Genomic DNA, 15057 nt, shown 5'->3' with positions numbered 1-15057 from the left:
GCGTTCAACCCTGCAGGTCACCCCGCCGCTACGGCTTCGGCATCCGGTCCGATCAACGTCATCTTCGAGCGGCGCGCCATCTTCAGCGCGATCCACGCGAGCGTGACCGCGATGGGGTGCAGGAAGGCCATCAACACGAAGGCACGGTCGAAATTGCCGTCGGCCACCAGGTGGCCCACCACCTGCGCCGACACCATGCCACCCAGCGCGCTGCCGCAACCGACCAGCCCGGCCACCGAGGCGATGTAGCGCGACGGGAACAGGTCCACCGTCATCGCGGTGAGGTTGATCTGGTAGGTCAGGTGCGCGAACGTGACCAGGCAGGCCAGGCCGAGCAGCAGCGGGATCGGCGGATGGAAGGCCACCAGCAGGCCCACGGGCGCCAGGCACGCGGCGCCGACCATGGTGGTCAATCGCGCGCGTACCGGGTTCATGCCGCGCTTGACCAGGCGGCCGGAGATCATCCCGCCACCCACGCTGCCGATGTCGGCGGCGACGTATACGATCCACGCCAGCGACGCGATCGCGGCCAGGCCCATGCCACGCGCGTCGCCCAGGTATTTCGGGAACCAGAACAGGTAGAAGTACCAGACCGGGTCGGCCACCGCCCGCGAGGCGACCAGCGCCCACACGGTACGGTCGCGTGCCAGTCGACCCCACACGCCTTTCATCGAGGAGGCCGGCGCTGCGGCTACCGGTGTTTCAATCGCAGGCGTGGCGACCGCCTCCGCCGTGGTCGCTGCCGTCGTGACCGGCGCAACCGCGCGCTCCCGCCCCGGACGCGGGTAGAACCACCACCACGCAATCATCCACAGCAACCCGGCCACGCCGGTGATCCAGAACGCGCTGCGCCAGCCGTAGTGCAGCGCGATGCCGCCGATCAACGGCGGTGCCAGGGTCGCGCCGATCATCGCGCCGGCGGTATACAGGCCCAGTGCCAGTCCGCGCTGCTTTGCCGGAAACTGCTCGGACACCACCTTGGTGCCCACCGTGTAATTGCCTGGCTCACCCAGCCCGAGCGCGAAGCGTGCTGCCCCCAGCTCCACCGCGCTGCGCACGAAGCCGGTGGCGATATTGGCCAGCGACCACCAGCCGACGAACAGCAGCAGCGCCACCCGTGCGCCCAGCCAGTCGGTAACCCTGCCGGCCATCACGTACGCGGCTGCATACGCGAACAGGAACACCTGTACCACGCGTGCGTACTCGAGGTCGGTCATGCCCAGGTCGGCCTGGATCGTGGTGGCCAGGATCGACAGCGCCTGCCGGTCCAGGTAATTGATCACCGTGGACACGAACAGCAGCGACAACAGCACCCACTTGGTGTTCCCCGACCTGCTCACGCCGCTGCACGCTTGGACATCGCCGATGCCTCCCCTTCGGAAGGCTGCAACGTATTGCTATTGTAGCAACATGTCAAACCGCACTGCGGCAAAGATCTCAGCCGATCTCCGCAGCGGCCGCGCGCAGTGCGGCGACCAGTTCGGCGGTGGCCGATTCGGGGATCCAGCCGGACATGGCGATGCCGGCATGCACCGGGTCGCCCATCGCGATCGCCACGATGTGGTGGTCGCGTTCGTCGGCCACGTGCACCCGGGCATGGCCCTGCGCGCGGGTCTGGGCCAGGGTCGCCAGCAGCTGTTCGATGCCGTCCGGGAACATCGGGATCGGGCGGTCTTCATACAGCTCGCGCACTTCCTCGTCGGACAGCTGCGCCAGCAGCACGATGCCGATTCCGCTGGTGGTGGCGGGCAGCAGGCCGATGCGGCCCAGCCCGCGCGCCGCCTCGATCCCGGGCGGCGCATGGAACAGGTAGCTGACGCTGTCGTTCCACAGCACCCCCAGTGCCACGGTGTGGCCGAACCGGCGCAGGTGTTCCAGCACCGGCAGCGCGCGCCGGATCAACCCGGAGGCGAACAGGCTCTGCGCGGCCAGCACATGCATGCCCGGCCCGGCGGTGTATTTGCGGTCGGCGGTCTGCCGCGCGATGCCGAGGTAAGCCAGGGTCTTGAGCAGCCGGTTGACCCGGGTCGGGTTGGCATCCAGCTGCCGGGCCAGTTCCCGGCAGCCCACCGGTTCGGGCGATGAGGCCAGCGCCTGCAGGGTGGCGATTCCGTCGATCAGGCTCTGGTTGGGCTGGGCATTGGGCTTGGTTCGCATCCGGAAAGCGTACACCAATAGCAACACCCAGCCCTGCCAGCGGCGGGGGTCAGAAGTCGACGCGCAGTCCGATGTTGCCTTCGATCACCTTCCGTTCCTTCAACCGGTGGCTGTCCAGGTCGCGGGTGTAATCGGCCACCGCGAACGCGCTGATGTTGGCGTTGTAGCGCGCGACCACGCCGACCCCGACTTCCAGCGCGCGATAGCTCTGCTCGCTCAGCAGCGGATCGCCGCCGATGTCGATCCGGTCCTCGCCACTGAAGGCACGCCAGTAGTTGAGCTTGAAGTAGGGTTGCCAGCCGTTGTCGACCAGCATGTAGTCGCCGGCCAGGCGCAGTCCGATCCGCGCGGTCCAGGCATCGTCGTTGTCCACCCGCAGCACCGACAGCGCATCGCGGGTGTCGTCGATCCGGGTCTTCTGCCAGATCACCTGGGCCTGCGGCTCAAGCCACCAGGCCGAACTGCCGAAGTGCAGCAGCGGCTTGCCCACTTCCAGCGAGGCGGTGGTGCCGTCGCCCTTCATGTCCACGCCGATGCCGCGGCTGGACACGCTGTCGCCGTCGTAGCGGCTGCGCATCAGCACCGCATCGAGGTAGCCGTTGGCGCTGCCGACCCGCGTGTAGGACAGGCCCACGTGCTTGTCGTCCAGCCGCGAGCGGCCGACATCGACATTCTCCCAGCCCAGCGCGAAGCCGGTGACATTGCCCTTGGCGCGGGTCTGCCCGACGAAGAGCCCGACCTGGTTGCGCACGTCGCCGTCGCTCGCAAACAGGTCGCCGCCGGCCTGCACGCCGACGAAGTGACCATTGAAACCGGGCTGCGCATCGCCGGCCCAGTTCTGCTCGTGGCTCTGCCCGATCATGCGACCCCACACCGAACGGAAGATGCCGTCGCCGCGCAGCAGCCGCTGTTCGCCCTGGCGCTCGTGGAAGGTGCCCAGGCTGGCCATGCTGGCCTCGCGCAGCAGTGGCGGGATCACCGCATAGGTCGGCGTTTCCACGCGGTAGATCGGTACCACCGCCATCTGCGGCGGACGCGCCTGCGGCGTGGGCGGCACCTGCAGCGGGCTCGGCACCGGCACCGGAACCGGCGGCGGCGGGGGCTCCGGCGGCACGCCCACCACGGGCGGTGGGCGCGGGGGCGGATCGGGAACGACCACCACCGGTGCCGGCACCGGGCCGGGCACGATGGTGGAGCGCAGGTACCAGTTGTCGCTGGTGCCTGCGCTCACGCCGCCCTTGAACAGGAAGTACTCATAGGCACCTGCCGACAGACTGCCGGCCAGGGAGAACGCGCCTGCCGCAGTACTGCCGCCATTGGTGGCCTGCACCACCATGATGCCGTCGGCCACGGTGCTGGCACCGCCACCACCGACATTGGTGACGCGCATGATCGTGCTGCCGGTGGCACTGCCGCCGGCGATCACCAGCTTGTCCGATGCCGAGGCGTCGTTGCCCAGCACCGTCTGCAGCGCCAGCGTTCCGCCGTTGCCCACGTAGTTGCCGGCAATGGTGAAGGTGTCGCCCGGCGCGCTGCTGCCGTTGCCCAGGTCGATGCGGCCGGCATTGCCCACATCGGCCAGCTGGCCGGCGGTGAACGCCGCCACGCGACCGCCACCACCACCGGCCAGCAGCGCGCTGGCGCTGTCGACCAACAGCGCGCCGGTGCCGCTCGCGCTGTCGCCCAGTGCCAGCGTGCCGTCCATGGTCAGCTCGGTGCCACGCGTGGCGTTGACCTGTTCCCAGTTGGCAAACCGCGCCACGCCACCGGTCTTGACGTTGAGCATGTCCAGTTTGTCGGTACCCGGACCTGCGTCGAACAGCGGCAGCGCACTCATCTGGGTCGGGGTGAGGTTGGTCAGGGTAGCGGTGTCGTTGCCCTCGCCGAAGTCCACCGGCCCGCGCAGCACGCCACCGCCGGTCCATTCGAAACGGTCGTTGCCGACGCTGAGCAGGATGCTGCCGCCCACCGAGCCGCCGCTGATCCTGACGATGTCGTCGCCGCCGCTGACGCTGATGTTGCCGCCGATGTCGCCCCCGGAGAGTTCGACCCGGTCCTTGCCCAGGCCGGTGACCAGGTTGGCGTCGATGCTGCCACCGGACATCAGGAAGATGTTGTCGTCCAGCTTCATGTTGACCCGGCCGATGCGGCCGCCGGTCATCTCGGCCGAATCGCCGTCGTCGAAACCGCCGATGATGTGCCCGGCGGTCATGCGGAATTGGTCGAAGCCATCGCCCTGTACCAGCGCGCCGACGGTGCCGCCGGTCATCACGAAGGTATCCGGGTCGCGGCTTTGATCAATGGTGCCGGTCACCGTGCCTGCGCTGATTTCAAGGCTGTCCTCGCCTTCGCCCTGGTCGATGCGGTCGAGGGTGCCGTCGCTGATCACCACGCTGTCGGTGCCCGCGCCCTGCAGCACGCCGCCGGTGATGCTGCCCGCGAGCATTTCGAGCCGGTCGGCACCGAGGCCGAAGATGATGCCGCTGGTGCCGCCGCTGGTGCCGCCACGGTTGATGACCGTGGTGGCGGTATTGCTGAGGATGGCGGCACCGGCGGTGCCGGTGATCGTGCCGCGGTTGTCGATGCGGTGCCCGCCGCCGCCATCCAGCGCGATCGCCGCGCCGGTGGGCACCACCAGCTGCGCGTTGGCCTGCACGTTGATGGTGATTCCGGCCGAGCCGGAGACGCTGGCGACCGCCGTGGTCTGTGGATTGGGCGCGGCCGTGGAACAGGTCACGGTCTGGCCGGCGGTGGGCGTGGTGGTGTCGCAGGCCGCCCACGCCGGGGCGGACGCGGTCAACAACACAGCGGCGAGGCAGCACGAAACAGCAGAGGCCAGCCCGTTGCGGGCCGGCAGGGAGGCATGGGGTTGCATACACCCTTCCTTTCAACGAATGAAATGGGGTATTGCAACGGACCTATGGTTCCCCCCGCAGGGCCGGCTGACGCTACTGTCTGTCCACTCGCGTGATGGCCACGTCAAAAAACAGGCGGGTCAGATCTTGAAATACACCCGGCGTCGATCAAGCAGCCACACCACGCACCACCAGAACGCGACGAATCCCAGCGCGCACGACAGCGACGCGAGCTTCGGCGCCGCGGGCATCAGCGAGAGCAGTCCGGCGAAGCATGCCGCCCAGGCACCGCTGGCGATCAGCACCAGCGCCATGACCGACGAACCGAGATACGCGGCGATCGCGTTGACGCCGAAACGGCGCCCGATCGCCGGCCAGTGCCAGTGGTCGATGAGCTGGTGCGCCAACAGCAGCGCCAGGATCGACAGCCCGCCGGTCCACAGCACGTAGCTGGGCGTCCACAGGTTCTTGTTGAACGGCAGTACCGCCGCCAGCAGCAGTCCAGCGCCCAGTCCAACCAGCGCCAGGCCGGCGAGCGCGCCGCGCCGCCCTGCACGCAGCCAGCTGCCGGCGATCAGTCCCAGCAGCGTGGTGGCGATCGCGCCGGCACTGCTGAGCAGGCCTTCGGGGTCATGGCCAAGTCTGGTGATCGCGTCGTACTTGTACAGGAACGGCGCGAACAGCGCGGTGTCCACGCGGCTCACCGGGTTGTGCCACGGCGCCAGCGTGTCGGCACCGAGCAGCAACGCGGTGTAGCCCAGCAGCAGCGCACCCAGCACCAGCCAGTGCGTGCGTGCACGCGCATGGATGGCCAGCAGGCCCACCACCGCCACGCACAGCGCGATCCGCTGCAGCACCCCCCACACCCGGTACGCCGGCAGGTCGAACAGCCACCACGCCAACACGTGCAGCAGCGCGCCGGCGAGCAGGATGCGCAGCGCACGCTGCAGCAGCGTGCGCCCCAGCGCCGGGCGCAGCAGCGGGTCGACCGCACGCGGCACCAGGCTCCACGCCATCGACACGCCGGCAATGAACAGGAACAGCGGGAAGATCAGGTCGGTGGGAGTAAAACCGTGCCAGTCCGCATGCAGCAGCGGCGCATACACGTGGCCCCAGTCGCCCGGATTGTTGACCAGCAGCATCGCGGCCACGGTCAGTCCGCGCAGGGCGTCGATGGAGCCCATGCGCACCGATGCGGAGGTGTTCATGCGTCCTCGCGCTGGCCGGCGATCCAGGTCGCACGGACCTGCAGCGCGTCGTCGAGCAGCACCAGGTCGGCCTGGTAGCCTTCGGCGATCTCGCCCAGGCGGTCGTCCACGTTGAGGAACTGCGCCGGGTAGCGCGAGGCCATGCGCGCGGCTTCGTCCAGCGGCAGGCCGAGCAGGTTCACCGCATTGCGCACGGCGGTGACCATGTCCAGCGCCGACCCGGCGAGCGCGCCGGCCGCATTGCGCACCACACCATCCACCACGGTGATCACTTCGCCATACAGCTCGAAGCTGGGGCTGTCGGCGCCCACCGGCGACATTGCGTCGGTGACCAGCATGACCTTGCCCGCGGGCTTGGCCGCCAGCGCCACGCGCAGGCTGCCGGGGTGCACGTGCACGCCGTCGGCGATGATGCCGATCCAGCTGTCGCGGTCTTCCAGCGCCGCGCCGACCGCGCCGGGTTCGCGACCGGTCAACGGCGACATCGCGTTGTACAGGTGGGTGAAGCCGCGGATGCCAGCGTCCAGCCCGGCGCGCGCCTCTTCATACGTTGCCGCGGTATGCCCGGCGGCGACGATCACGCCGCGCTCGACCAGCGCGCGGATGCTGTCCAGCGGCACCCGTTCGGGCGCCAGCGTCAGCAGGGTCACGCCGTTGTCGAGCGAGGCCGCCATCGCGATCTCGTCCGCATCTGGCACGCGGAACTTGCTGGCGTCGTGGGTACCCTTGCGCCCCGGCGCGATGTACGGGCCTTCCAGGTGGATGCCGATCACGCCGGGCACGCCCTGTTCGATGGCGGTGCGGGTGGCGTCAATTGCGGTGCGCATCACCTGCACGTCGTCGCTGATCAGGGTCGGCAGCAGCGCGGTGGTGCCGAAGCGGCGGTGCGCCGCCGCCAGCGTGCGCAGGCTTTCCACGTCGGGCGTATTGTTGAACAGCACGCCGCCGCCGCCGTTGACCTGCGCATCGATGAAGCCCGGCAGCAGCCAGCCGCCGCCGAGGTCCACCTGTTCGGCCGCACTGCCCAGCTGCGGGGCGGCATCAGACAGCAGCGCGCTGATCTTTCCCGCTTCGATCACCACCGCGAGATCGTCGCGGAAGCCGTCAGCGGTCAGGATCCGCGCATTGCGCAGGACAGTCTTCATCAGACGGTCTCCGTAACCTTGTTCAGGTGCGGCGGCAGGTCCGGGTTGTGGCCGCGACGCAGCGCCAGCGCGTTGATCGCGCGGTAGAACGCCTGCACGGTCAGCAGCGGCGCGCAGGCCGGGTGCGGTGCCTGCGGCAGCGGCAGGTCGCCGTCCGGCGCGGCCAGCCACACCTGCGCGTCACGCGCGGCGAACTCGGCCGCCACGGCGCGGGTGCCCGCACCGGTTTCGTCTGGCTGTGCGAAGGCCAGTACCGGGAAGCCCGGCCCAACCAGCGCCATCGGGCCATGCTTGACCTCGGCCGAGCTGTAGGCCTCGGCGTGCAGGCCGCAGGTTTCCTTGAACTTCAGTGCGGCTTCCTGGGCGGCGCCCAGGCCCAGGCCGCGGCCGACCACGAACAGGTTGTGCGCCGGCACCAGGCCGTCGGTCAGGGCCGTCCAGTCGCTGTTCCAGGCCTGGCGCAGGGCGTCGGGCAAGGTCTTCAGCGAAGCGACCAGGCCGGCATCCTGGCTCCAGTACGCCACCAGCTGCAGGATCGCCGACAGCGAGGCCAGGTAGCTCTTGGTCGCCGCCACGCTGCGTTCGGCGCCCGCGCCGAGCGGAATCACCGTTTCAGCCAGCTGCGCCAGCGGCGAATCTTCCACGTTGACCAGTGCCACCACGCGCGCGCCGGCCGCACGCGCGGCTTCGGCATTGCGCAGCAGGTCCGGGCTCTTGCCGGATTGCGAGATGACGATGTACAGCGCCCCGCGCAGCTGCAGCGGCGCTTCGTACACCGAGCCCACCGACGGCGAGGCCGAGGCGGTCACCAGGCCGAGCTTCGTCTCCAGCAGGTACTTGGCATACGTCGCAGCGTGGTCCGAGCTGCCGCGTGCGCAGGTCACCACGAACGGCGGCGGCGCCGCGCGCAGGGTCGCGGCCAGCGTCTGCACGGTCGCTTCATTGCGCGCGAACTGCGCAGCGATCACGTCGGCCGCTTCGGCGGCTTCGCGGAACATCAGGGTGTCGTGCGGGGCGGGCAGGGACATGCGGGACTCAGGTGGTTTCTGGGGTGGGGGGACGCGCGGCCAGCGGCCGCATCGGAGCGGTGGAACCGCGCACGATCAGCTGCGGCACGAAGCCCTGGTTCTGCAGCTGCAGCGGCGCGTCGTCGTAGGCGTCGCTTCGCAGCTGCGCGATCAGCAGGCGCGCGGCATGCCGGGCGATGTCTTCGGTGGCCTGCTTGGCAGTGGTCAGCGGCGGCCAGGACTGGCGCGAGAACGGGCTGTCCTCGAAGCCGGCGATGGAGAGGTCATAGGGCACGTTCATGCCGGCCGACTTCGCCGCGGCCAGCACGCCGGCCGCGATTTCGTCGTTGGAGCCGAAGATGGCGGTGGGCGGTTCGCGCAGCGCCAGCAGGCGTCGCGCGCCGCGGAAGCCGTCGTCGAAGGTGTAGTCGCCCTGCACCACCAGGTGCTTGTCGTGCGGAATGCCGTAGTCGCGCAGCGCCGCTTCGTAGCCGGCGTGGCGCTCGCCGCTGGAACGGTGCGAGGAGCCGCCCCAGAGGAAGCCGATGCGCTGGTGGCCGAGCTGGATCAGGTGTTCGGTGATCTCGTAGGCGGCCTCGCGGTCGTCCACGAACACGCAGGCGCCGTCCTGCGGGTCGGCGGTGGCGGCGATGATGCGCACCAGCTTTATCCCGCGTGCGGTCAGCGCGGCCACGAGATCGCGACGCTCGGACATCGGTGCGGTCAGCACCAGCCCGGCCAGGCGCGAACGCTGCACCCAGTCGGCCAGTTCTTCGGCCAGCATCGGCGAGCTGGAATCGCAGGGATGGATCTGCAGCCCGAATCCGGTTTCGCGGCACGCGGCGAGCACGCCGTTCTGCACGCCGATGATGTGGTACGGGTTCGGGTTGTCGTAGACCAGCCCAATCACCAGGGTGGTGCCGGTGCGCAGGTTGCGTGCAGCGGGATCCGGCTCGTAGTCCAGCTCGGCGATGGCACGCAGCACGCGCGCGCGCGTGGCCTGCATCACCGACGGTTCGTTGTTGATGACTCGCGAAACGGTCTTCAACGACACCTTGGCCCGCTCGGCGACATCCTTGATGGTCGCTCTACGCATGCTCTTTTCCTGGCTCACCGGTTGGGCGTCCATCATCGCCGATCACTGCCCGTCGCGGGGCAGGCCGATCCGGTAGCCGCGCAGCGAGTAGAACAGGATGTACAGGTAGCACGGCACCATCAGTGCGGCGAACACGAACTGGAAGTCGAAATGCTGCTTCAGCACCGCGAACGCCTGCGGGATGATCGCGCCACCGGCGATGGCCATCACCAGCAACGCCGAACCGGTTTCGGTGAAGCGGCCCAGGCCGCGGATGGCCAGCGGGAAGATCGCCGGCCACATCATCGCGTTGGCAAAGCCCAGCGCGGCCACGAAGCCCACCGACACATAGCCATGGGTGAACAGCGCGCCGATGCAGAACAGCACGCCCAGGCTGGCCGAGATGCTCAGGTAACGCGACTGCGAGACCACGTGCGGGATCAGCGCCAGGCCGGCCAGGTAGCCGACCAGCATGGCGAACAGGGTGATCGAGGTGAACAGCTTGGTCTGGTCCAGCGGCAGGCCGAAGCCGTGGCCGTAGGTACCGATGGCGTCACCGGCCATCACTTCCACGCCCACGTATACGAACAGGCACAGCACGCCCAGCCACAGGTGCGGGAACTGGAAGATGCTGGTGCGTTCGGCCACGCCGGGCGCGCGCGCCGGAGTGGCGTTGGCTTCGGCGGTCTTGATTTCCGGCAGCGGCGAGAACAGCACGCCCACCGCGAGCACGACCAGCAGCCCGGCCATGGCCATGTACGGCATCTGGATCTTGGCCGCGAAGGTGTCCAGCAGGGCGTTGCGGGTCACCGGATCGGCGGCGGCCACCTGGTCGGACAGGTCGCCGATGCCATGCAGCACCAGGGTGCCGATCAGGAACGGCGCGATCATGCCGGCGATCTTGTTGCAGATGCCCATCAGCGCGATGCGGCGCGCGGCGGTCTCGATCGGGCCGAGGATGCTGATGTACGGGTTCACCGCCGTCTGCAGCAGGGCCAGCCCGCTGCCGATGATGAACAGGCCGCTGAGCGCGCCCGGGTACCAGCGCTGCTGCGCGAAGTGGGCGAACACCACCGCACCGGCGGCCATCACCAGCAGGCTCAGGCTCAGGCCCTTCTTCATGCCGGTGCGCTTGAGGATCCACGAGGCTGGCAGCGCCAGGAAGAAGTAAGACAGGTAGAACACCATCAGCACCAGGAAGGCGCCGACCTCGTCCAGCTCGAAGGCCAGTTTGACGAAGGTGATCAGCGGGCCGTTGAGCCAGGTGAAGAAGCCGATCAGGAAGAACAGCACCCCGATGATCAGGATCGAGGTGGCCACGCTCGAACGCGCGGAAGCAGCAGGCACTGCAGACATCGGGAAGGCTCCTGCATCGACGGCACGCAGGCGGCGTCGGAAGAGTGGCTGGGAACAACGTTGTCACATTTATTCGATGGGCCACTGGTCTTTGTCAACAACTGGTTTCGGCGGCAGCGCTCGAAAACCCCATGCTGCAGCTGCGCAAATACCCGGCAACCGCCCGCCCCGCCTTCACGGGGCCTTTGGTTGCAGCCGCTTTGCGAAATCTTTACGACATCGGCATGAAAACGTTTTCTTGTGACACAGGTCGCTGCGGCGCAGCATCGAAAGTGTGAGGTTATCGTTGACATCGTTGTCAGAACGATTACAGACTCCGCTCAATCGCCGGGTGCCAGACCCGGCCGTACGCATCCCAGGGGAGTCCGAGTGACCGCAGCCGCCCACGCCTTACCGGCCCATGCCAGCCCCGCGATGCCGCCGTTCCTGGCTGCCGACGTGGGTGGCACGCACGTCCGCGTGGCCCGCGTGCAGGCCAGCGCCGACCCGGCCCACCCGGTGGAGCTGCTGGAGTACCGCAAGTTCCGCAATGCCGACTACCCCGGCCTGAGCGCGATCCTGTCGGCCTTCATCGCCGACGGCGAGCGCCCCGCGCACTGCGTGGTGGCCACGGCCGGCTACGCCCGCGAAGACGGCACCGTGATCACCGCCAACGTGCCGTGGCCGCTGTCGGCCCGGCAGATCGAGCGCGACCTGGGCCTGGAAGCGGTGTACATCGTCAACGACTTCGAAGCGGTGGCCTACGCCGCCGCCCAGGTCGACGCCAGCGGCGTACTGCAGCTGACCGGTCCGGCCACGGCGCCGCGCGGCCCGACCCTGGTGGTCGGCCCCGGCACCGGGCTCGGCGCCGCCCTGTGGATTCCCACCGCGCACGGTGCGGTGGTGCTGGCCACCGAAGCGGGCCAGCCGACCCTGGCGGTCAGCACCGAACTGGAAATGGCCATCGTCCGCCAGATGCAGCGCGAGCACGCGCACGTCTCGGTCGAGCACGCGCTGTCCGGCCCTGGCCTGATGAATCTGTACCGCGCGCTCTGCGCGATCGAAGGGCAGCCGGCGGTGCTGGCCACCCCCGATGCGATCACCGCCGCGGCCGTCAGCGACCAGGACGTGCTGGCGCGCCAGAGCCTGGAAGTGTTCTGCGGCCTGCTCGGCAGCACCATCGGCGACATGGCCCTGCAGTACGGCGCCCATGGCGGCGTGTACCTGGCCGGCGGGATCCTGCCGCAGATCCGCGAATTCCTGTTGAACAGCACCTTCGTCGCCCGTTACCTCAACAAGGGGCCGATGCGCGAGGCGCTGGAACGTATTCCCGTGAAGGTGGTCGAGCACGGGCAACTGGGCGTCATCGGCGCCGCCAGCTGGTACCTCGGCCGCACGGACGCTTGAATCAGTTCCAGAAGTAAGTCGCGCACCGGCAACGGTCGCTGGGCAAGGTTGTACGCATCTCTAACCGAACGCCGTCGCTGGCGCACACACGATTGATGAGGAGAGACATCATGAACCACCGTATCAGCCTGCTTTCGGCAGCCATTTTCAGCTGTATCGCGTTCGGCGCCCACGCGCAGGAAGCCCAGCCCACCGCCACCGACCTGGACACCGTGACCGTCACCGGTATCCGCGGCTCGATGGAAAAGTCGCTCGACACCAAGCGTGAAGCCAATGCGCGCCTGGAAGTGGTCACCGCCGAAGACGTCGGCAAGCTGCCGGCGCACAACGTGGCCGACACCCTGCAGCGCCTGCCGGGCGTGAACATCAGCTCGGCCAGCGCCGACGAAGGCGGCTTCGACGAAGCCGACCGCGTCAGCCTGCGCGGCACCGCCCCGAGCCTGACCCAGACCCTGATCGACGGCCACAGCGTCGGTTCGGCCGACTGGTTCGTGCTCAGCCAGGGCAACAACGTGGGCCGCAGCGTCAGCTACTCGCTGCTGCCGTCCGAGCTGGTCAGCTCGGTGGAAGTGAACAAGTCCTCGCAGGCCAAGCTGCAGGACGGCGGCACCACCGGTACAGTCAACATCATCACCCGCACCCCGCTGCAGTTCTCCAAGCCGTTCAGCGCCGAAGCCTCGCTCGGTGCGGTGCGTTCGGACCAGGCCGATTCGACCGATCCGCAGTTCTCGGGCCTGGTCAACTGGAAGAACGACAGCAACACCTTCGGCGTGCTGCTGCAGGCCTTCTACCAGAAGCGCGAACTGCGCCGTGAAGCGCAGGAAATCCCGGGCGGCTTCTTCAAGATCGCCGCCACCGATCCGGTTGCCGCGACCAATCCGGACCTGATCGGCGTGAACGTGCCGGGCCTGCTCGGTTCGACGCTGTTCGAGCAGACCCGTGAGCGCAAGGGCGGCCTGCTCACCTTCCAGTGGAAGCCGATCGACAACCTGACCCTGGGCCTGAGCGGGTTCACCTCGGAACTGGAAGCCAACAACTACAACCGCAACTACATGATGTGGGGCGGCAACTTCGCCAAGTCGCAGGCGCCGAACCCCGGCTACACGATCAACGACGGCGTGCTCAGCAATGCCACCTACGCAGGCGTGCCGGGTACCAACTACGCCGTGTACGACATGATCTACCGTGAAGCCTCGGCCAAGACCAGCTACGTCACCTTCGACGCCGACTGGCAGATCAACGACAACCTGGAAGCCAAGTTCCAGGCCGGCACCACCAAGGGCACCGGCGAGACCCCGCGCCAGTTCATTGCCGAGGTAACCCTGGGCCAGGGCGGCGGCGCCAGCTGGGCCACGCACGGCGCCGGTTCGCCGGTGGATTGGAACGTGGGCGGCGACACCAGCCCGAACGGCGTGAGCAGCTTCGGCACCTGGGGCAACCAGCAGGTCAAGGCGGAAGACCAGGAAGACTGGGCTTCGCTCGACTTCAACCAGTACTTCGGCAACGGCGGCGCGCTGAGTTCGATCGACTTCGGCCTGCGCTTCGCCGACCACGAACGTGAAGCGCTGTCGCCGGAAGGCGCCAGCCCGGGCGACATCTGGTCGGCCCTGCAGGGCAGCGCCACCGGCAGCTACCCGGGCAACTTCGCCAGCGGCATCGGTGGCAACTTCCCGCGCGATATCTGGTACTACACCCCGGACGCGCTGAAGACCGCGATCATCAACAACTCCACCTGGCTGTCCAACAACGACGGTCCGACCGGTCGCCACAACTACGGCGCCGAGTGGAAGGTGAAGGAGAAGAACTTCGCCGGTTACGTGCAGGCCAACTTCGCCGGTGACTGGTGGAGCGGCAACGTCGGCCTGCGCTACGTCGACATCAAGCAGGACATCGACACGTACCTCGCCGTGAGCGACCCGGCCCGCGCCGACGTCAGCAGCCTGTTCGGCATGTGGCAGCGCCAGGCCTTCCAGAACAAGCACAGCCGCGTGCTGCCGAGCGCCAACATCAAGTTCGACCTGGACGACAACCTGGTGCTGCGCGTCGCCGCGTCGCAGACCCAGACCCTGCCGGATTACTCGGCACTGGGCGCGTCTGCCTGGGGTTCGGACCTGAACAAGACCGGCGGTGGCGGTAACCCGGAACTGAAGCCGACCATCGGCTCCAACCTGGACGCCAACCTGGAGTGGTACTTCATGCCGCGCGGCCTGCTGTCGGTCGGTGCGTACCACATCGACCTGAAGGACTACATCGCCTTCGACGTGATCAACAAGCAGCTCTTCAGCGAGTTGACCAACCAGCTTGAAACCTACGCTGTCTCCACCCCGATCAATGCCGACGGCAAGGTCACCGGCGTGGAAGTGGCGTACGAGCAGCCGATCGGCGAGAACTTCGGCATCAACGCCAACTACACCTACGCCAACGGCAGCTCGGCGCACACCTGGGCCGACGGCAGCCACAACCTGCTGGGCACCTCGAAGAACACCTACAACGTGGGCGCCTTCTTCGAGAACGACACCTTCGGTGCGCGCGTCAGCTACACCCGCCGCTCCTCGTTCCTGATCAGCCTGTCCGGTGCCAACCCGTACTACCAGGATGATTTCGGCACGCTGTCGGCCTCGCTGAGCTACTCGCCGACCAAGTGGATGAGCATCACCCTGGACGGCCTGAACCTCAACAACCCGACCTACAAGTACTACCAGAGCGCGTCGATCCCGACCTCGTTCTACTCCAACGGTCGTCAGTACTATCTGAACTTCCGCTTCAAGTACTGATCCATTGCGTGGAGCCGGCCAGCGGCCGGCACTACGCAGCAGGAGCCGGGCACACCCCGGCTCTACGCCTCACCTGAAACGGGTCCGGATATCC

General features: G+C 68.0%; 11 protein-coding genes. 3 read left to right on the top strand and 8 right to left on the bottom strand.

Going from position 1 to position 15057, the window contains the following annotated elements:
* Positions 1 to 17 precede the first annotated feature (17 nt).
* From C2U58_RS06220 to C2U58_RS06185, 8 genes are all read right to left on the bottom strand, one after another.
* Positions 18 to 1340, bottom strand: coding sequence for an MFS transporter (locus tag C2U58_RS06220; RefSeq protein WP_102945054.1), 1323 nt, complete (start codon positions 1338 to 1340; stop codon positions 18 to 20).
* Between the two features lie 97 nt (positions 1341 to 1437).
* Entirely contained in the window at positions 1438 to 2157 is a 720-nt protein-coding gene (locus C2U58_RS06215) for a helix-turn-helix domain-containing protein (RefSeq protein ID WP_102945053.1), read from the bottom strand.
* Between the two features lie 49 nt (positions 2158 to 2206).
* The gene (locus C2U58_RS06210; protein ID WP_102945052.1) at positions 2207 to 5032 is read right to left on the bottom strand and encodes an autotransporter outer membrane beta-barrel domain-containing protein; all 2826 of its coding nucleotides are present in this window, start codon (positions 5030 to 5032) and stop codon (positions 2207 to 2209) included.
* A gap of 120 nt (positions 5033 to 5152) precedes the next feature.
* Complete coding sequence (locus tag C2U58_RS06205) at positions 5153 to 6220, bottom strand: heparan-alpha-glucosaminide N-acetyltransferase domain-containing protein (protein ID WP_102945051.1); 1068 nt, start codon at positions 6218 to 6220, stop codon at positions 5153 to 5155.
* Positions 6217 to 7365, bottom strand: a complete 1149-nt coding sequence (nagA, locus tag C2U58_RS06200) for an N-acetylglucosamine-6-phosphate deacetylase (RefSeq protein WP_102945050.1) — start codon at positions 7363 to 7365, stop codon at positions 6217 to 6219. The genes C2U58_RS06205 and nagA overlap by 4 nt, the downstream gene beginning before the upstream one ends.
* Positions 7365 to 8393, bottom strand: coding sequence for an SIS domain-containing protein (locus tag C2U58_RS06195; protein ID WP_102945049.1), 1029 nt, complete (start codon positions 8391 to 8393; stop codon positions 7365 to 7367). The genes nagA and C2U58_RS06195 overlap by 1 nt, the downstream gene beginning before the upstream one ends.
* Before the next feature lie 7 nt (positions 8394 to 8400).
* Positions 8401 to 9468, bottom strand: coding sequence for a LacI family DNA-binding transcriptional regulator (locus C2U58_RS06190; RefSeq protein WP_102945433.1), 1068 nt, complete (start codon positions 9466 to 9468; stop codon positions 8401 to 8403).
* Between the two features lie 42 nt (positions 9469 to 9510).
* Entirely contained in the window at positions 9511 to 10803 is a 1293-nt protein-coding gene (locus C2U58_RS06185) for a sugar MFS transporter (protein ID WP_102945048.1), read from the bottom strand.
* A gap of 131 nt (positions 10804 to 10934) precedes the next feature.
* Between C2U58_RS06185 and C2U58_RS20025 the strand changes: the two genes are divergently transcribed.
* The 3 genes from C2U58_RS20025 (at position 10935) to C2U58_RS06175 (ending at position 14963) form a co-directional block, all read left to right on the top strand.
* Positions 10935 to 11081 (top strand): hypothetical protein, encoded by a 147-nt coding sequence (locus C2U58_RS20025; RefSeq protein ID WP_172448090.1) that lies wholly within the window; start codon positions 10935 to 10937, stop codon positions 11079 to 11081.
* Between the two features lie 136 nt (positions 11082 to 11217).
* Positions 11218 to 12189 (top strand): glucokinase family protein, encoded by a 972-nt coding sequence (locus C2U58_RS06180; RefSeq protein ID WP_102945047.1) that lies wholly within the window; start codon positions 11218 to 11220, stop codon positions 12187 to 12189.
* 110 nt (positions 12190 to 12299) lie between these two features.
* Positions 12300 to 14963 carry a TonB-dependent receptor gene (locus C2U58_RS06175; protein WP_102945046.1) on the top strand — a complete coding sequence of 888 codons (2664 nt, stop codon included), beginning with the start codon at positions 12300 to 12302 and terminating at the stop codon, positions 14961 to 14963.
* Positions 14964 to 15057 lie beyond the last annotated feature (94 nt).

It is taken from the genome of Stenotrophomonas sp. VV52 (assembly GCF_002893095.1).
Lineage (GTDB): Bacteria > Pseudomonadota > Gammaproteobacteria > Xanthomonadales > Xanthomonadaceae > Stenotrophomonas > Stenotrophomonas aracearum.
The sequence above is the reverse complement of the archived record's forward strand: the minus strand, read 5'-3'. Positions and strand labels throughout refer to the sequence as shown.

What these genes read in the sequence shown, in the direction of transcription:
- C2U58_RS06215 (WP_102945053.1), bottom strand. Translation starts at nt 2,157, where the DNA reads ATGCGAACCAAGCCCAATGCCCAGCCCAACCAGAGCCTGATCGACGGA.
- C2U58_RS06210 (WP_102945052.1), bottom strand. Translation starts at nt 5,032, where the DNA reads ATGCAACCCCATGCCTCCCTGCCGGCCCGCAACGGGCTGGCCTCTGCT.
- C2U58_RS06205 (WP_102945051.1), bottom strand. Translation starts at nt 6,220, where the DNA reads ATGAACACCTCCGCATCGGTGCGCATGGGCTCCATCGACGCCCTGCGC.
- nagA (WP_102945050.1), bottom strand. Translation starts at nt 7,365, where the DNA reads ATGAAGACTGTCCTGCGCAATGCGCGGATCCTGACCGCTGACGGCTTC.
- C2U58_RS06195 (WP_102945049.1), bottom strand. Translation starts at nt 8,393, where the DNA reads ATGTCCCTGCCCGCCCCGCACGACACCCTGATGTTCCGCGAAGCCGCC.
- C2U58_RS06190 (WP_102945433.1), bottom strand. Translation starts at nt 9,468, where the DNA reads ATGCGTAGAGCGACCATCAAGGATGTCGCCGAGCGGGCCAAGGTGTCG.
- C2U58_RS06185 (WP_102945048.1), bottom strand. Translation starts at nt 10,803, where the DNA reads ATGTCTGCAGTGCCTGCTGCTTCCGCGCGTTCGAGCGTGGCCACCTCG.
- C2U58_RS20025 (WP_172448090.1), top strand. Translation starts at nt 10,935, where the DNA reads ATGCTGCAGCTGCGCAAATACCCGGCAACCGCCCGCCCCGCCTTCACG.
- C2U58_RS06180 (WP_102945047.1), top strand. Translation starts at nt 11,218, where the DNA reads ATGCCGCCGTTCCTGGCTGCCGACGTGGGTGGCACGCACGTCCGCGTG.
- C2U58_RS06175 (WP_102945046.1), top strand. Translation starts at nt 12,300, where the DNA reads ATGAACCACCGTATCAGCCTGCTTTCGGCAGCCATTTTCAGCTGTATC.